Annotated in this window: 28 protein-coding genes; all 28 read right to left on the reverse strand. The window is 66.6% G+C overall.

What is annotated here, in order from left to right; all coding sequences use genetic code 11:
* Window positions 1-101 precede the first annotated feature (101 nt).
* Entirely contained in the window at window positions 102-587 is a 486-nt protein-coding gene (rplQ, locus tag ACFVYK_RS07400) for a 50S ribosomal protein L17 (RefSeq protein WP_389769752.1), read from the reverse strand.
* Window positions 588-780: 193 nt separating this feature from the next.
* A complete protein-coding gene (locus ACFVYK_RS07405; RefSeq protein ID WP_069171149.1) occupies window positions 781-1,803 on the reverse strand; it encodes a DNA-directed RNA polymerase subunit alpha in 1,023 nt (340 codons plus the stop codon).
* Window positions 1,804-1,951: 148 nt separating this feature from the next.
* Window positions 1,952-2,356: a 30S ribosomal protein S11 gene (rpsK, locus tag ACFVYK_RS07410; RefSeq protein ID WP_010354218.1), complete on the reverse strand. Its 405-nt coding sequence runs from the start codon at window positions 2,354-2,356 to the stop codon at window positions 1,952-1,954.
* 70 nt (window positions 2,357-2,426) lie between these two features.
* Window positions 2,427-2,807, reverse strand: a complete 381-nt coding sequence (gene rpsM, locus ACFVYK_RS07415; RefSeq protein ID WP_307164922.1) for a 30S ribosomal protein S13 — start codon at window positions 2,805-2,807, stop codon at window positions 2,427-2,429.
* 218 nt (window positions 2,808-3,025) lie between these two features.
* Complete coding sequence (gene rpmJ / locus ACFVYK_RS07420) at window positions 3,026-3,139, reverse strand: 50S ribosomal protein L36 (protein WP_004984509.1); 114 nt, start codon at window positions 3,137-3,139, stop codon at window positions 3,026-3,028.
* Window positions 3,140-3,211: 72 nt separating this feature from the next.
* A complete protein-coding gene (gene infA / locus ACFVYK_RS07425) occupies window positions 3,212-3,433 on the reverse strand; it encodes a translation initiation factor IF-1 (RefSeq protein WP_004927214.1) in 222 nt (73 codons plus the stop codon).
* A gap of 474 nt (window positions 3,434-3,907) precedes the next feature.
* Window positions 3,908-4,744: a type I methionyl aminopeptidase gene (map, locus tag ACFVYK_RS07430; RefSeq protein WP_389769757.1), complete on the reverse strand. Its 837-nt coding sequence runs from the start codon at window positions 4,742-4,744 to the stop codon at window positions 3,908-3,910.
* Between the two features lie 103 nt (window positions 4,745-4,847).
* Window positions 4,848-5,510 carry an adenylate kinase gene (locus ACFVYK_RS07435; RefSeq protein ID WP_389769759.1) on the reverse strand — a complete coding sequence of 221 codons (663 nt, stop codon included), beginning with the start codon at window positions 5,508-5,510 and terminating at the stop codon, window positions 4,848-4,850.
* Window positions 5,510-6,823, reverse strand: a complete 1,314-nt coding sequence (secY, locus tag ACFVYK_RS07440) for a preprotein translocase subunit SecY (RefSeq protein ID WP_389769762.1) — start codon at window positions 6,821-6,823, stop codon at window positions 5,510-5,512. The genes ACFVYK_RS07435 and secY overlap by 1 nt, the downstream gene beginning before the upstream one ends.
* Window positions 6,824-7,070: 247 nt before the next feature.
* Window positions 7,071-7,526, reverse strand: coding sequence for a 50S ribosomal protein L15 (rplO, locus tag ACFVYK_RS07445; RefSeq protein ID WP_069770396.1), 456 nt, complete (start codon window positions 7,524-7,526; stop codon window positions 7,071-7,073).
* Window positions 7,527-7,528: 2 nt separating this feature from the next.
* Window positions 7,529-7,711, reverse strand: a complete 183-nt coding sequence (rpmD, locus tag ACFVYK_RS07450; protein ID WP_060901490.1) for a 50S ribosomal protein L30 — start codon at window positions 7,709-7,711, stop codon at window positions 7,529-7,531.
* The gene (gene rpsE, locus ACFVYK_RS07455; protein ID WP_010354225.1) at window positions 7,711-8,319 is read right to left on the reverse strand and encodes a 30S ribosomal protein S5; all 609 of its coding nucleotides are present in this window, start codon (window positions 8,317-8,319) and stop codon (window positions 7,711-7,713) included. The genes rpmD and rpsE overlap by 1 nt, the downstream gene beginning before the upstream one ends.
* A gap of 41 nt (window positions 8,320-8,360) precedes the next feature.
* Complete coding sequence (gene rplR, locus ACFVYK_RS07460; RefSeq protein WP_079660410.1) at window positions 8,361-8,744, reverse strand: 50S ribosomal protein L18; 384 nt, start codon at window positions 8,742-8,744, stop codon at window positions 8,361-8,363.
* A 3-nt stretch (window positions 8,745-8,747) separates the two neighbouring features.
* Window positions 8,748-9,287 (reverse strand): 50S ribosomal protein L6, encoded by a 540-nt coding sequence (gene rplF / locus ACFVYK_RS07465; RefSeq protein WP_329412715.1) that lies wholly within the window; start codon window positions 9,285-9,287, stop codon window positions 8,748-8,750.
* 24 nt (window positions 9,288-9,311) lie between these two features.
* Entirely contained in the window at window positions 9,312-9,710 is a 399-nt protein-coding gene (rpsH, locus tag ACFVYK_RS07470) for a 30S ribosomal protein S8 (RefSeq protein ID WP_013001411.1), read from the reverse strand.
* A 209-nt stretch (window positions 9,711-9,919) separates the two neighbouring features.
* The gene (locus ACFVYK_RS07475; protein WP_030890724.1) at window positions 9,920-10,105 is read right to left on the reverse strand and encodes a type Z 30S ribosomal protein S14; all 186 of its coding nucleotides are present in this window, start codon (window positions 10,103-10,105) and stop codon (window positions 9,920-9,922) included.
* 5 nt (window positions 10,106-10,110) lie between these two features.
* On the reverse strand, window positions 10,111-10,668 hold the full coding sequence (gene rplE, locus ACFVYK_RS07480) for a 50S ribosomal protein L5 (protein ID WP_030788262.1): 558 nt from the start codon (window positions 10,666-10,668) through the stop codon (window positions 10,111-10,113).
* Window positions 10,668-10,991: a 50S ribosomal protein L24 gene (gene rplX / locus ACFVYK_RS07485; RefSeq protein ID WP_389769768.1), complete on the reverse strand. Its 324-nt coding sequence runs from the start codon at window positions 10,989-10,991 to the stop codon at window positions 10,668-10,670. The genes rplE and rplX overlap by 1 nt, the downstream gene beginning before the upstream one ends.
* Before the next feature lie 2 nt (window positions 10,992-10,993).
* Entirely contained in the window at window positions 10,994-11,362 is a 369-nt protein-coding gene (gene rplN, locus ACFVYK_RS07490; protein WP_003998823.1) for a 50S ribosomal protein L14, read from the reverse strand.
* Between the two features lie 127 nt (window positions 11,363-11,489).
* A complete protein-coding gene (gene rpsQ, locus ACFVYK_RS07495) occupies window positions 11,490-11,777 on the reverse strand; it encodes a 30S ribosomal protein S17 (RefSeq protein ID WP_057584675.1) in 288 nt (95 codons plus the stop codon).
* Window positions 11,777-12,001, reverse strand: coding sequence for a 50S ribosomal protein L29 (gene rpmC, locus ACFVYK_RS07500; RefSeq protein WP_003998824.1), 225 nt, complete (start codon window positions 11,999-12,001; stop codon window positions 11,777-11,779). Before rpmC ends, rpsQ begins: the two co-directional genes overlap by 1 nt.
* Window positions 12,001-12,420: a 50S ribosomal protein L16 gene (gene rplP, locus ACFVYK_RS07505; RefSeq protein WP_006140905.1), complete on the reverse strand. Its 420-nt coding sequence runs from the start codon at window positions 12,418-12,420 to the stop codon at window positions 12,001-12,003. The genes rpmC and rplP overlap by 1 nt, the downstream gene beginning before the upstream one ends.
* Before the next feature lie 5 nt (window positions 12,421-12,425).
* Window positions 12,426-13,259, reverse strand: a complete 834-nt coding sequence (rpsC, locus tag ACFVYK_RS07510) for a 30S ribosomal protein S3 (protein WP_054238784.1) — start codon at window positions 13,257-13,259, stop codon at window positions 12,426-12,428.
* The gene (gene rplV / locus ACFVYK_RS07515) at window positions 13,259-13,606 is read right to left on the reverse strand and encodes a 50S ribosomal protein L22 (RefSeq protein WP_003974262.1); all 348 of its coding nucleotides are present in this window, start codon (window positions 13,604-13,606) and stop codon (window positions 13,259-13,261) included. Before rplV ends, rpsC begins: the two co-directional genes overlap by 1 nt.
* 42 nt (window positions 13,607-13,648) lie before the next feature.
* Window positions 13,649-13,930 carry a 30S ribosomal protein S19 gene (rpsS, locus tag ACFVYK_RS07520; protein ID WP_389769770.1) on the reverse strand — a complete coding sequence of 94 codons (282 nt, stop codon included), beginning with the start codon at window positions 13,928-13,930 and terminating at the stop codon, window positions 13,649-13,651.
* 12 nt (window positions 13,931-13,942) lie between these two features.
* Entirely contained in the window at window positions 13,943-14,779 is an 837-nt protein-coding gene (rplB, locus tag ACFVYK_RS07525; protein WP_389769773.1) for a 50S ribosomal protein L2, read from the reverse strand.
* Between the two features lie 40 nt (window positions 14,780-14,819).
* Complete coding sequence (gene rplW / locus ACFVYK_RS07530; protein ID WP_389769776.1) at window positions 14,820-15,239, reverse strand: 50S ribosomal protein L23; 420 nt, start codon at window positions 15,237-15,239, stop codon at window positions 14,820-14,822.
* A complete protein-coding gene (gene rplD / locus ACFVYK_RS07535) occupies window positions 15,239-15,898 on the reverse strand; it encodes a 50S ribosomal protein L4 (RefSeq protein ID WP_256907665.1) in 660 nt (219 codons plus the stop codon). Before rplD ends, rplW begins: the two co-directional genes overlap by 1 nt.
* Window positions 15,899-15,901 lie beyond the last annotated feature (3 nt).

Genomic DNA, 15,901 nt, shown 5'->3' on the forward strand with positions numbered 1-15,901 from the left:
CTTCAGTGGCGCGGGACTGCGGCGATGTGTCGGCTCTGTCACGCGGACGCGACCGGCCGCGACGCCGCCGTGGCCCCGGACGCACAGCCCGGGCGGAACGCTTACGCGTCCTTGGACTCCTCGGCGGGAGCCTCGTCGGCCTGGGTCTCCTCGACCTTGGCCTCCTCGGACTCCTTGACCGCGCGCTTGGTGGCGGCCTCGGCCTCGCCGGTCGCCTCCTGCGCGACCGTCAGCGCCTCGACCAGCTCGATGACGGCCATGGGCGCGTTGTCGCCACGACGGTTACCGATCTTGGTGATGCGCGTGTAGCCACCGGGACGGTTCTCGTAGCGCGGGCCGATCTCGGTGAAGAGCGTGTGGACGACGCTCTTGTCCGTGATCACCTGGAGCACCTGGCGACGGTTGTGCAGGTCGCCCTTCTTGCCCTTGGTGATCAGACGCTCGGCGTACGGGCGCAGCTTGCGCGCCTTCGCCTCGGTGGTGGTGATGCGGCCGTGCTCGAACAGCGCCTTCGCGAGGTTCGCGAGGAGCAGCTTCTCGTGCGCGGCGCTGCCGCCCAGACGGGCACCCTTGGTGGGCTTCGGCATGGTGTCTCTCCTAGGTGTCTGCCCCGGCCGTATCAGGTACCGGAGTCAGTGTCCGAGCGGGCGATCGCCCGTCGGAGATCCGGGCGCCTCTTGCGAAGCACCCGGAGGGTCCGCGCCCCCGAAGGGGCGCGGCGAACTGCGCGACCAGCGACAACGGCCCCGCAGCCGCAGAACAGGCCTCCTGGCGGAGCGCTCAGTACTGCTCGGTCTCCACGAAGCCCGCGTCCGCGTCGTCGTCGGCGCCGAAGGCGTCGGCGGCGGCGGTCGGGTCGAATCCGGGCGGGCTGTCCTTGAGGGCCAGGCCCATGCCGGCCAGCTTCGCCTTGACCTCGTCGATCGACTTCGCGCCGAAGTTGCGGATGTCGAGCAGGTCGGCCTCGGAACGGGCCACGAGCTCACCCACGGAGTGGATGCCCTCGCGCTTGAGGCAGTTGTACGACCGAACGGTGAGCTCCAGCTCCTCGATCGGCAGCGCCAGGTCGGCGGCCAGGGCGGCGTCCGTCGGGGACGGACCCATGTCGATGCCCTCGGCGTCGATGTTCAGCTCGCGGGCGAGACCGAACAGCTCCACCAGCGTCTTGCCCGCGGAGGCCATGGCGTCGCGGGGACGCATCGCCTGCTTGGTCTCGACGTCGACGATCAGCTTGTCGAAGTCGGTGCGCTGCTCGACACGCGTGGCCTCGACCTTGTACGTGACCTTCAGCACCGGCGAGTAGATGGAGTCGACCGGGATACGGCCGATCTCCTGGCCCAGCTGCTTGTTCTGCACGGCCGAGACGTAGCCGCGACCGCGCTCGACGGTCAGCTCCATCTCCAGCTTGCCCTTGCCGTTGAGCGTGGCGAGGACGAGGTCGGGGTTGTGCACCTCGACACCGGCCGGGGGCGCGATGTCGGCGGCGGTGACCAGACCCGGGCCCTGCTTGCGCAGGTACATCACGACCGGCTCGTCGTGCTCCGAGGAGACGACCAGCTGCTTGATGTTGAGGATCAGGTCGGTGACGTCCTCCTTGACGCCCGGCACGGTGGTGAACTCGTGCAGGACGCCGTCGATGCGGATGCTGGTGACAGCAGCGCCGGGGATCGACGACAGGAGGGTGCGGCGGAGGGAGTTGCCGAGGGTGTAGCCGAAGCCCGGCTCCAGCGGCTCGATCACGAACCGGGAGCGGAACTCGTCGACGACCTCTTCGGTCAACGAGGGGCGCTGAGCGATCAGCATGCGGAGATCCTTCAGTCAGGGGCACCCACTATTTGATGCCCTGATGCACCAGGCGGAGCCTGACGGTGGTAAGTGCAAGGGTACGGGCGATACGGCCCGTAAGAGCCGTACCGCCCGAATTCCTCAGTCCCAGCAGCCGTACGTCAGATCAGACGCGGCGACGCTTGGGCGGACGGCAGCCGTTGTGCGGGGTCGGCGTGACGTCCTGGATGGAGCCGACCTCGAGGCCGGTCGCCTGCAGGGAACGGATGGCGGTCTCGCGACCGGCGCCCGGGCCCTTGACGAAGACGTCGACCTTGCGCATGCCGTGCTCCTGAGCGCGACGGGCAGCCGACTCGGCGGCCATCTGCGCGGCGAACGGCGTGGACTTGCGCGAGCCCTTGAAACCGACGTGGCCGGCGGAGGCCCACGAGATCACGTTTCCGGCCGGGTCCGTGATGGACACGATCGTGTTGTTGAACGTGCTCTTGATGTGCGCCTGGCCGTGCGCGACGTTCTTCTTTTCCTTGCGGCGCACCTTCTTGGCAGCGCCCTGACGACCCTTGGGGGGCATCTACAAACTCCTACGGGGAGGTGGTCGGTCCTACAGCGAAGACCGCTGATGAAGCGTTGTCCGCTGAGGACTACTTCTTGCCCGGCTTCTTCTTGCCGGCGATGGCGCGACGCGGACCCTTGCGGGTACGGGCGTTCGTGCTGGTGCGCTGACCGCGGACCGGCAGACCGCGACGGTGACGGAGACCCTGGTACGAACCGATCTCCACCTTGCGGCGGATGTCGGCCTGGATCTCGCGACGAAGGTCACCCTCGGTCTTGATGTTGGCGTCCACGTACTCGCGGATCGCGACGAGCTGCTCCTCGGAGAGGTCGCGAACGCGGGTGTTCGGGTCGACGCCGGTCGCTGCCAGCGTCTCCTGGGAAAGGGTCCGGCCGATGCCGAACACGTAGGTGAGGGCGACCTCCACACGCTTTTCGCGCGGGATGTCGACACCGGAAACGCGTGCCATTCAATGGCTCCAGTTGATCCTCGGAGGTCTTCCGCAGAGCCGGCCCCCAGCCGCCGGCCTCTCCTGTCGGACAGAAGATTTGGTACGGCATGGGTCCCCGGCCTCCGAACCGGGGGTGTCGGACGGGAAATCCCGTCCGGGCCCTGCGTATGAACAATTCAGCTCGCGTCGCGCGAAGTCTCTGCGATGTCGATGCAGAGGGTGTGATCCGTGTGCGATCAGCCCTGGCGCTGCTTGTGGCGCGGGTTCTCGCAAATGATCATGACCCGGCCGTGACGGCGGATCACCCTGCACTTGTCGCAGATCTTCTTGACGCTCGGCTTGACCTTCATGGGGTGAGGTTCTCCGGGTCAGTTGCCAACAGCCCCGCACGCCCGTGGGGCGCACGAAGGTACGGGCAAGATCTACTTGTACCGGTAGACGATCCGGCCACGCGTCAGGTCGTACGGAGACAACTCCACCACGACCCGGTCGTCAGGGAGGATACGGATGTAGTGCATACGCATCTTGCCGCTGATGTGCGCCAGGACCTGGTGGCCGTTCTGGAGCTCGACCCTGAACATGGCGTTCGGCAGAGACTCGACGACAGTGCCCTCGATCTCGATGGCACCTTGCTTCTTGGCCACGCTTCGCCCTTCGAATCGACTACCTTGATCGGCTCCCCCGCCTTTTCCCTTACGGGCGCATGCGGACATGCGGGTGCACGAGAGCCGACGAGTCAGTCTACGCCAGCGCTGGCGGAAACACGAATCGAGAAGTCTGCCCCGGCGAGGAGATCCTTAAGCGGGCCCCGGCCGTTCACGCCGACAGCGGGGGCCCCGGGGCACAGCCACCAGGGGCCGGACAGAAGGACGGGACGGAAGGGCGGGACGGAAGGGCGGGCGGGCGCGTAAGCCCCGTCGCACGCCCTCGCAGCAGCGAGCGGGCTGACCGCCCGGGGCGCCTGGCAGGCTTCTAACGGCTGCGCCGGCCTTGGACGGACGGCCCCGGACCGGTGACAGACGACCGGCGACCGGCGACCGGTGACCGGTGACTGGTGACCGGTGACTGGTGACAGTCGACCGGCGACTGGTGACCGGCGACTGGTGACCGGCCAGACCTCAGGCCAGCGGGTCCGGCGCGGCCACGACCCCGTGCTCCGCCAGCTTCGCCCTGCCTGCGTCGGGAGACGTCAGCACGAGCGGCCCCTCCTCCGTCAACGCCACCGAGTGCTCCCAGTGCGACGACCAGGTCCCGTCCGTGGTGATGACCGTCCAGTCGTCCTCCAGGACCTCGGTCCGCGGAGTGCCGAGCGAGACCATCGGCTCGATGGCGAGGCAGAAGCCGGGCACCAGCTTCGGCCCCTTGCCCCGCCGGCGGTCGACGTAGTTCAGCAGGTGCGGGTCCATGTGCATCTCGGTGCCGATGCCGTGGCCGCCGTAGTCCTCGATGATGCCGTAGCGACCGCCGCCGGGCTTGGGCTGGCGGCGGATGTACGTCTCGATGGCCCGCGACACGTCCACCAGCCGGTTGCCCGGCTTCATGGCCGCGATGCCGGCCCACATCGACTCCTCCGTCACCCGGGAGAGCTCGATCAGCTCGGGGGCGTGGCCGGAGCCGACGAAGGCGGTGTACGCCGCGTCGCCGTGCCAGCCGTCCACGATCGCGCCGCAGTCGATCGAGATGATGTCGCCGTCCTTGAGGACGACCTCGTCGGAGGGGATGCCGTGGACGACGACGTCGTTCACCGACGTGCAGATCGTGGCCGGGAAGCCGCCGTACCCGAGGAAGTTCGACTTCGCGCCGTTCTCCGCGAGGACCTTGCGGGCCACCTCGTCCAGGTCTTTCGTCGTCGCCCCCGGGACCGCCGCTTCCCGTGTGGCCGCGTGGATGGCGGCGACGACCAGCCCCGCCGCACGCATCCTGGCGATCTGCTCGGGGCTCTTGATCTGCACCATGGGGGGCCTGCGCTCTCCGTCACTCAGGTGGGTCGGTCACGTACGTACACAACACTACGGCCGTGGGGTCCCGGAGGACTCCACGGCCGTATCGGGCCGACGACTACTGGTCGTCGCCCTCGCGCTTCAACGCCGCCAGCGCACGGCCGGTGACCTCGTCCACCGGGCCCATGGCCTCGATGGTCACGACCAGGCCCTGCGCCTTGTAGTAGTCGATGATCGGCTCGGTCTGCGTGTGGTAGACCTCCAGCCGCGTGCGGACCGTCTCCTCGGAGTCGTCGTCCCGCTGGTACAGCTCACCGCCGCAGAGGTCGCAGACGCCTTCCACGGCGGCCGTCTTGTACGTCACGTGGAAGACGTGGGAGGAGTCGTTGCGGCAGATGCGCCGGCCGGCGATCCGCTTGACGACCTCCTCCTCCGGGGCCTCCAGGTCCAGTACCGCGTCCAGCTTGATGCCCTCGGTGGTGAGGAGCTCGTCGAGCGCCTCGGCCTGCGAGACGTTGCGCGGGAAACCGTCCAGCAGGAAACCTCGCTCGGCGTCCGGCTGCTCCATGCGGTCCTTGGCCATGGCGATGGTTACCTCGTCGGGGACGAGGTTGCCGGCGTCCATGTAGGACTTCGCGAGCTTCCCGAGTTCCGTCTGCCGGCTGATGTTGGCGCGGAACAGGTCTCCCGTGGAGATGTGCGGAACGCGGAGCTTCTCGGCCAGACGTGTGGCCTGCGTTCCCTTTCCGGCGCCCGGCGGCCCGACAAGGACGATACGCATCAGCGGAGGAACCCTTCGTAATTGCGCTGCTGGAGCTGGCTCTCGATCTGCTTCACCGTTTCGAGACCGACACCCACGATGATCAGGATGCTGGTGCCACCGAACGGGAAGTTCTGGCTTGCCCCGAAGCCAACCAACGCCATCGTCGGTACAAGAGCGATAAGACCCAGATACAGCGAACCCGGCCAGGTGATCCGGTTGAGCACGTACGAGAGGTACTCAGCGGTCGGTCGGCCAGCCCGGATGCCCGGGATGAAGCCACCATACTTCTTCATGTTGTCGGCGACTTCCTCGGGGTTGAAGGAGATCGCCACGTAGAAGAACGCGAAGAAAACGATCAGCAGGAAGTACATGCTGATGTAGATCGGGTGGTCGCCCTTGGTCAGGTTGGTCTCGATCCACGTCTTCCAGCCGGACTGTCCGCTGGAGAACTGGGCGACCAGGGCCGGGATGTAGAGCAGCGACGAGGCGAAGATGACCGGGATCACACCGGCCTGGTTCACCTTCAGCGGGATGTACGTCGAGGTGCCGCCGTAGGACCGGCGGCCGATCATGCGCTTCGCGTACTGCACGGGGATCCGGCGCTGGGCCTGCTCGACGAAGACGACCAGACCGACCATGACCAGGCCGACCAGGATGACGGTGCCGAACTCGATCCAGCCGTCCGCCAGCGTGCCCTGCTTCTTGATGGCCCACAGCGCGGAGGGGAACGTCGCGGCGATCGAGATGAACATCAGGATCGACATGCCGTTGCCGATGCCGCGGTCGGTGATGAGCTCGCCGAGCCACATGACCATGGCGGTGCCCGCAGTCATGCAGATGACCATGGTGATGGTGGTGAAGATCGCCTGGTCCGGCACGATGCTCGAAGCGACCGAGCAGCCGGAGAACAGGGCGCCGCTGCGGGCGGTGGCCACCAGGCCGGTGCCCTGCAGGATGGCGAGCGCCACGGTGAGGTACCGGGTGTACTGCGTGATCTTCGCGGTACCGGCCTGGCCCTCCTTCTTCAGGGCTTCCAGACGCGGGATGACCACGGTGAGCAGCTGAAGGATGATGCTCGCCGTGATGTACGGCATGATGCCCAGCGCGAAGATGGTGATCTGCAGCAGCGCGCCGCCGCTGAACATGTTCACCAGACCGAAGAGGCCCTGGTTGCCGGACGCCTCGTCCACACACCGCTGAACGGACGTGTAGTCGACACCGGGGATCGGGATGTGCGTCCCGACCCGGTAGATCACGATGATCCCGAGCGTGAAGAGGAGCTTCTTGCGCAGGTCGGGCGTCCTGAACGCCCGGGCGAACGCGGTGAGCACGGTGCCTCCTGCGACCCCCGCGCATCTGCGTCAAGGGTGACGGTCTTGAGGGTCCAATAAGGAACGACGACATGTGTAACGGCCGACTGCCGCTCAAGGTGCCCCATGGGAAGCACCCAGTGAAAAGTGGGCAGTGCTGGTCACCTTACCGGCGACACCACCGCCCTAGGAACGACCAACCGGGGATACCCCTTTTGTGGGGTATCCCCGGTCGGGATCGCTCAAGTCATCGAGACACCTGAAAAGGTCAGATGAGCTCGGTGACGGTACCGCCGGCGGCGGTGATCTTCTCCTTGGCGGAGCCGGAGACGGCGTCGACCGTCACCTGCAGCGCCACGGAGATCTCGCCCTGGCCGAGGACCTTGACGAGGCTGTTCTTGCGAACGGCGCCCTTGGCGACGAGCCCCTCGACGGTGACCTCGCCACCCTCCGGGTACAGCGCGCCCAGCTTGTCGAGGTTCACGACCTGGAACTCGGTCTTGAACGGGTTCCTGAAGCCCTTGAGCTTCGGAAGACGCATGTGGAGGGGCATCTGCCCACCCTCGAAGCGCTCCGGAACCTGGTAACGGGCCTTCGTGCCCTTGGTACCACGACCGGCCGTCTTACCCTTCGACGCCTCACCACGACCCACACGGGTCTTGGCGGTCTTGGCGCCCGGGGCGGGACGGAGGTTGTGGATCTTGAGCGGGTTGTTCTCCGCCATGATCAGTCGACCTCCTCGACCGTCACGAGGTGGCGGACGGTGTGCACCATTCCGCGGAACTCGGGGCGGTCCTCCTTGACGACCACGTCGTTCAGGCGCTTGAGCCCGAGCGAACGCAGGGTGTCACGGTGGTTCTGCTTGCTGCCGATGTACGACTTCGTCTGCGTGATCCTGAGCTGTGCCATTACGCAGCACCAGCCCCGGCACGCGCACGAAGCAGAGCCGCGGGGGCGACGTCCTCGAGGGGCAGACCGCGGCGGGCCGCGATCTCCTCGGGACGCTGCAGGCCCTTCAGGGCCTCCACGGTCGCGTGCACGATGTTGATCGCGTTCGACGAACCGAGCGACTTCGACAGGATGTCGTGAACGCCGGCGCACTCGAGCACGGCACGCACCGGGCCACCGGCGATGACGCCGGTACCGGGGGAAGCAGGCTTGAGCAGGACGACGCCCGCGGCCTTCTCGCCCGTGATCGGGTGCGGGATGGTGCCCTGGATGCGGGGGACCTTGAAGAAGTGCTTCTTGGCCTCCTCAACACCCTTGGCGATGGCGGCCGGCACCTCCTTGGCCTTGCCGTAACCGACACCCACGGTGCCGTCACCGTCGCCCACCACGACCAGCGCGGTGAAGCTGAAGCGACGACCACCCTTGACAACCTTGGCGACGCGGTTGATCGCGACTACGCGCTCAACGTACGCGGTCTTCTCGGCGGCAGCAGCGCCGCCGTCACGGCCCTTCCGGTCCCGCCGCTCGCCGCCACCGGCACCGCTTCCACGGCGCTGGGGTCCAGCCATTGGAATTACCTCTCTCTGTTTCCGCTAGCTACGGAACCGGCTCAGAACTTGAGCCCGGCCTCGCGGGCGGCGTCCGCCAGGGCGGCGATGCGCCCGGCGTACTGGTTACCACCACGGTCGAACACGACTGCCTCGACACCGGCGGCCTTGGCGCGCTCGGCGACCAGGGCGCCGACCTGCTTCGCCTGGGCGGACTTGTCGCCCTCGGCACCGCGGATCGAGGTGTCCAGCGTGGACGCCGAGGCCACGGTGTGGCCCTTGAGGTCGTCGATCACCTGCGCCACGATGTGGCGGTTGGAGCGGGTAACGACCAGACGGGGACGCTCCGCCGTACCGGAGATCCGCTTGCGGATCCGGATGTGACGGCGCTTGATCGCGGCGCGCTTGTAGGCGTCGCCCTTCAGGATCTTCTGTCCGTATGCCATGGCTTACTTACCCGCCTTTCCGACCTTGCGGCGGATGACTTCGCCCTCGTACTTGACACCCTTGGCCTTGTACGGGTCCGGCTTGCGCAGCTTGCGGATGTTGGCCGCAACCTCGCCGACCTTCTGCTTGTCGATGCCCTCGACCTGGAAGCGGGTCGGGGTCTCCACCTTGAAGGTGATTCCCTCGGGCGCCTCGACGGTGATCGGGTGGCTGTAACCGAGCGCGAACTCGAGGTTCGAGCCCTTCGCGGTCACGCGGTAACCGACACCACTGATCTCGAGCTTCTTCACGTAACCCTCGGTCACGCCGGTGATCATGTTCGCCACCAGCGTGCGGGACAGGCCGTGCAGGGCCTTGCTCTGACGCTCGTCGTTGGGGCGGGTGACGTTCAGAACGCCGTCCTCACCCTTGGCGATCTCGATCGGCGCTACGACGGTGTGGGTCAGCGAGCCCTTGGGGCCCTTGACCGCAACCGTCTGGCCGTCGATGGTGACGTCCACGCCGGCGGGAACCGTGATGGGGAGCTTGCCAATGCGCGACATAGCTGTTTCCTCCGTTCCCTTCCGCTACCAGACGTAGGCGAGAACTTCTCCGCCTACGCCCTTCTTGCCGGCCTGCTTGTCGGTGAGGAGACCGTGCGACGTGGAGATGATCGCCACGCCGAGGCCACCGAGCACCTTGGGCAGGGAGGTGGACTTCGCGTAAACCCGGAGACCGGGCTTGGAGATCCGCTTGATGCCCGCGATGGAGCGCTCACGGTTCGGGCCGAACTTCAGCTCGAGAACGAGGTTCTTGCCGACCTCGGCGTCCTCGACCTTCCAGCCCGTGATGAAGCCCTCCTGCTGGAGGATCTCCGCGATGTGAGACTTGATCTTCGATGCCGGCATCGTCACGGAGTCGTGGTACGCCGAGTTCGCGTTCCGCAGACGCGTAAGCATGTCTGCGATCGGATCAGTCATGGTCATGAATTGGCCTGTGGCCTCTCTCGCCGGGGTTTCCTGGTGCGCCATCCCTCTCCCCGATCCGAGACGGGACGGGTGCGGCGCGGTGGACCTACGGCGTAGTAAGTCGTACGGGCGTCAGGCGCCCAACCCTCGCAGCCTACGGCATGGAGGGAGGGGCACCTGACACGCCCATTGCTTACCGAGAGCCTCTGGAACCCTGATTAAGGGGTTTACCAGGAGCTCTTGGTCACGCCCGGCAGCTCGCCGCGGTGAGCCATCTCACGAAGGCACACACGGCAGAGGCCGAACTTGCGGTACACGGAGTGCGGACGACCGCAGCGCTGGCAGCGGTTGTAAGCGCGCACAGCGAACTTGGGCTTGCGAGCAGCCTTAGCGATCAGAGCCTTCTTCGCCATCTCGCTCACGCCTCCTTGAAGGGGAAGCCGAGGTGACGAAGGAGCGCGCGGCCCTCAGCGTCGTTGGTCGCCGTGGTGACCACGGTGATGTCCATACCCCGGACGCGGTCGATCTTGTCCTGGTCGATCTCGTGGAACATGACCTGCTCCGTGAGACCGAAGGTGTAGTTGCCACGGCCGTCGAACTGCTTGGGGGACAGACCGCGGAAGTCGCGGATGCGCGGGAGCGCGAGCGACAGGGTGCGGTCCAGGAACTCCCACATGCGGTCGCCACGAAGCGTGACGTGGGCGCCGATCGGCTGACCCTCGCGCAGCTTGAACTGCGCGATGGACTTACGGGCCTTGGTGACGGCCGGCTTCTGACCGGTGATCGTGGTGAGGTCGCGGATGGCGCCCTCGATCAGCTTGGAGTCGCGGGCGGCGTCGCCCACACCCATGTTGACCACGATCTTGACGAGACCGGGGATCTGCATGACGTTCTCGTAGGAGAACTCCTCACGCAGCTTGCCCGCGATCTCCTCGCGGTACTTCGTCTTGAGACGCGGAGTCGTGGTGGTAGCCATCAGATGTCCTCACCCGTCCGCTTGGCAACGCGGATCTTGTTGCCCTCGTCGTCGAAGCGGTAACCGACGCGCGTGACGACCTTGTCGCCGTCCTTCTCCACGACCAGCTGGACGTTGGACACGTGGATGGGGGCCTCGGTGGTCACGATGCCGCCGGCCTGGGAGCCCTTGGCGGTCGGACCGGCCTTCGTGTGCTTCTTGACCCGGTTGACACCCTCGACCAGGACGCGGTCCTCACGGGGGAAGGCCGCGATGACCTTGCCCTGCTTGCCCTTGTCCTTACCGGTGATGACCTGGACCAGGTCGCCCTTCTTGATCTTCATGCTTACAGCACCTCCGGAGCCAGCGAGATGATCTTCATGAACTTCTTCTCGCGCAGCTCGCGCCCGACCGGGCCGAAGATGCGGGTGCCGCGAGGGTCGCCGTCGTTCTTCAGAATGACGGCGGCGTTCTCGTCGAAGCGGATGTACGAGCCGTCCGGACGGCGGCGCTCCTTGACGGTGCGAACGATGACCGCCTTGACGACGTCACCCTTCTTCACGTTGCCACCGGGGATCGCGTCCTTGACGGTGGCGACGATGACGTCACCGATGCCCGCGTAGCGGCGACCGGAGCCACCGAGCACACGGATGCAAAGGATTTCCTTCGCACCAGTGTTGTCGGCGACACGCAGTCGCGACTCCTGCTGGATCACGTCTATCTCCTGATTGTCTGCCGGTTCCCCGGGAGCCGCTCAGTGAGCGGCTCCCGGAGCCTGGCGGAACTGTCCTGCCGGGTTTGCCCCGCAGGCGGTTTCTTTGGAATTCGCTTGCGCGAATTACCTACTTGGCCTTCTCGAGGATCTCGACGACGCGCCAGCGCTTCGTGGCGGACAGCGGCCGGGTCTCCGCGAGGAGGACACGGTCGCCGACGCCCGCGGCGTTCTGCTCGTCGTGAGCCTTGAGCTTGTTCGTACGGCGGATGACCTTGCCGTACAGCGCGTGCTTCACGCGGTCCTCGACGGCGACGACGACGGTCTTGTCCATCTTGTCGCTGACGACGAGACCCTCGCGGGTCTTGCGGAAGCCACGGGCCTCGGTGTTCTGCTCAGTCACGTTGTTCTCGCTCATCAGGCGCTCTCCACCGTCTCGATGCCCAGCTCGCGCTCACGCATCAGGGTGTAGATCCGCGCGATGTCCTTACGGACGGCCTTGAGCCGACCGTGGTTCTCGAGCTGACCCGTCGCCGCCTGGAAGCGGAGGTTGAACAGCTCTTCCTTGGCTTCGCGGAGCTTCGCCAGAAGCTCCTCGTCACCCAGTTCGCGCAGCTCGGACGCCTTGGTACCGGCCGACATCACGCTTCACCTGCCTCGCGCTTGACGATCCGGCACTTCATCGGCAGCTTGTGAGCGGCGCGAGTCAGGGCCTCACGGGCGATCTTCTCGTTGGGGTAGGACAGCTCGAACATGACCCGTCCCGGGTGCACGTTCGCGATCCACCACTCGGGAGAACCCTTACCGGAACCCATGCGGGTCTCGGCAGGCTTCTTCGTGAGCGGGCGGTCCGGGTAGATGTTGATCCAGACCTTGCCGCCACGCTTGATGTGGCGGGTCATCGCGATACGGGCCGCCTCGATCTGGCGGTTGGTGACGTACGCCGGCGTGAGGGCCTGAATGCCGTACTCGCCGAACGAAACCGTCGTACCGCCCTTGGCCTGACCGCGGCGCTTCGGGTGGTGCTGCTTGCGGTGCTTGACCCTACGGGGGATCAGCATGTCGGTCAGGCCTCCGTTCCGGTGCTCTCAGCCGGAGCGGCCGCCGGAGCCTCGGCCTTGGGGGCCTCGGCAGCGGGAGCCTGCTGCGGCTTGCGACCGCGACCGCCGCGCTCGCCACCACGGCCACCACGGGCCGGGCGGTCGGCGCCGCCGCCACCACGGGCCGGGCGGTTGCCGGCGCGGGCAGCAGCGTTCTCGGCGCGGACCTCGGCGATGTTCTTGACATCGCCCTTGTAGATCCAGACCTTCACGCCGATGCGGCCGAAGGTCGTCTTGGCCTCGAAGAAGCCGTAGTCCACGTTCGCGCGGAGCGTGTGCAGGGGCACACGGCCCTCGCGGTAGAACTCCGAGCGGGACATCTCGGCGCCGCCGAGGCGGCCACCGCACTGGATCTTGATGCCCTTGGCGCCCGCCTTCATCGCCGACTGCATGCTCTTACGCATGGCGCGACGGAAGGAGACGCGGGAGGAGAGCTGCTCGGCAACGGCCTGGGCCACCAGCTGAGCGTCGACCTCGGGGTTCTTGACCTCGAGGATGTTCAGCTGGACCTGCTTCTTGGTCAGCTTCTCCAGGTCGCCGCGGATACGGTCGGCCTCGGCGCCGCGGCGGCCGATGACGATGCCCGGACGCGCGGTGTGGATGTCGACGCGGACCCGGTCACGGGTGCGCTCGATCTCCACCTTCGAGATGCCGGCGCGCTCCATGCCGGACGTCATCATCCGACGGATGGCGACGTCTTCTCCGACGTATTCCTTGTACGACTTGTCGGCGTACCAGCGGGACTTGAAGTCCGTGGTGATGCCGAGCCGGAACCCATGCGGGTTAACCTTCTGGCCCATTACCGGGTCCCTTCCTTGCTGCTGACGACCACGGTGATGTGGCTGGTCCGCTTGCGGATCCGGTAGGCGCGGCCCTGGGCGCGCGGACGGAACCGCTTCAGGGTCGGGCCCTCGTCGACGTAGGCCTCGGAGATGAAGAGGCTGTCTGCGTCAGTGTGGTCGTAGTTGTGCGCGGCGTTGGCAATGGCGCTGTCAAGCACCTTGCCGACCGGCACGCTCGCGGCCTGCGGGGCGAAACGCAGGACCGCCTGAGCCTCCGTGGCGTCCATGCCACGGATAAGGTCCACCACCCGGCGGGCCTTCATGGGCGTGACGCGGATGTACCGCGCCTGGGCCCTGGCTTCCATGGTTGTCCTTCCAGTGTCTGTCATGGTCATTCCACCCCGCTACTAGCGGCGCTTCGACTTCCGGTCGTCCTTGACGTGACCCCGGAAGGTGCGCGTCGGCGAGAACTCGCCGAGCTTGTGGCCGACCATCGACTCGGTGACAAACACCGGAATGTGGGTCTTGCCGTTGTGCACCGCGATCGTGTGGCCCAGCATGCTGGGAGTGATCATCGAGCGACGGGACCAGGTCTTGATGACGTTCTTGGAACCGGCTTCGTTCTGGGCGTCCACCTTCTTTACGAGGTGTCCGTCGACGAAGGGCCCCTTCTTGAGACTGCGCGGCATCTAAACCCGCTCCTAGCGCTTCTTGTTCGTCTTGCGGCGGCGGACGATGTACTTGTTCGAAGCCTTCTTCGGCGAACGAGTACGACCTTCCTTCTGACCCCAGGGGCTGACCGGGTGGCGACCACCGGAGGTCTTGCCCTCACCACCACCGTGGGGGTGGTCAACCGGGTTCATCGCCACACCGCGAACGGTCGGGCGGACGCCCAGCCAGCGCTTGCGCCCGGCCTTGCCCCAGTTGATGTTGCTCTGCTCGGCGTTGCCGACCGCGCCGACCGTGGCGCGGCAGCGCTGGTCGACCAGGCGGATCTCACCGGACGGCATACGAAGGTGGGCCATCGTGCCCTCCTTCGCCAGCAGCTGCACGGAGGCGCCTGCGGAGCGGGCGAACTTGGCGCCGCCACCGGGACGGAGCTCGATCGCGTGGATCGTGGTACCGACCGGGATGTTGCGGAGCGCCAGGTTGTTGCCCGGCTTGATGTCGGCCCCGGGACCGTTCTCGACGCGGTCACCCTGCTGCAGGTTGCGCGGGGCGAGGATGTAGCGCTTCTCGCCGTCCGCGTAGTGCAGCAGCGCGATGCGCGCGGTGCGGTTGGGGTCGTACTCGATGTGCGCGACCTTCGCCGGCACGCCGTCCTTGTCGTGACGACGGAAGTCGATCACTCGGTAGGCGCGCTTGTGTCCGCCACCCTGGTGGCGAACGGTCACACGACCGGCGTTGTTACGGCCGCCCTTGCTGTGCAGCGGGCGGACCAGCGACTTCTCCGGCGTGGACCGCGTGACCTCGACGAAGTCGGCGACGCTGGAGCCACGACGGCCCGGCGTAGTCGGCTTGTACTTGCGGATTCCCATTATTCAGTCCTCGTCCGATATCGGACGATCCGGACCGCCCTCAGGCGGTCGGACCGCCGAAGATGTCGATACGGTCGCCCTCAGCAAGGGTCACGATCGCTCGCTTCGTGCCGGCGCGCTGACCGAAACCGGTCTTGGTGCGCTTGCGCTTGCCGATGCGGTTGATCGTGTTGACCCCGGTGACCTTGACCGAGAAGACCGACTGCACGGCCTGCTTGATCTGGGTCTTGTTGGCGCCGGGCGCGACGATGAACGTGTACTTGTTGTCGTCCAGGAGCGCGTAGCTCTTCTCCGACACGACCGGCTTCAGCAGCACGTCACGGGGGTCCGTGTACGCCTTGCTGGGCGCGGTGACGACGGTGTTCTTGCCCTCGGCCTCGTGGCGCTTCGCCTTGGCGACGCGCGCGGCCTTGGCGGCCTTGGCCGCCTTGGAGGCGATGCTCGGGTGACGCGTAGCCATCAGGCGTCACTCCCTTCGGTGTCGTTGGCCTTGTTCGGGCCGGACACGAAGGACTCAAGAGCGGCCTGGGTGAAGACCACGTCGTCCGAGACGATCACGTCGTACGTGTTCAGCTGGCCCGGCTCCAGGATGTGCACCTGGGGCAGGTTGCGGGCGGACAGCCACGCGGCCTCGTCGGCGCGGTCGACGACCAGGAGCAGGTTCTTGCGCTCCGAGATCTTGCCGAACAGCGAGCGAGCGGCCTTCGTGGAGGGGGTCTCGCCCTCGATCACGCCGGTGACGACGTGAATGCGGTTGTGGCGGGCCCGGTCGGTGAGGGCGTGACGCAGAGCGGCAGCCTTCATCTTCTTCGGGGTCCGCTGCGAGTAGTCACGCGGCTGCGGACCGTGGACGACGCCACCGCCGGCGAACTGCGGCGCGCGGGTCGAGCCCTGGCGCGCGCGGCCGGTGCCCTTCTGACGGTAAGGCTTCTTACCGCCACCGCGAACCTCGCCGCGGGTCTTGGTCTTGTGCGTGCCCTGACGGGCAGCCGCGTTCTGCGCGACGACGACCTGGTGGATCAGCGGGATGCTGATCTTCTCCACGCCGAAGATCTCCGCGGGGAGCTCGACGCTTCCGGTCTTCTCGCCTGCAGGCGAAAGGATGTCAACAGTGCTCATCGG

It is taken from the genome of Streptomyces sp. NPDC058291, from assembly GCF_042880855.1.
Lineage (GTDB): Bacteria > Actinomycetota > Actinomycetes > Streptomycetales > Streptomycetaceae > Streptomyces.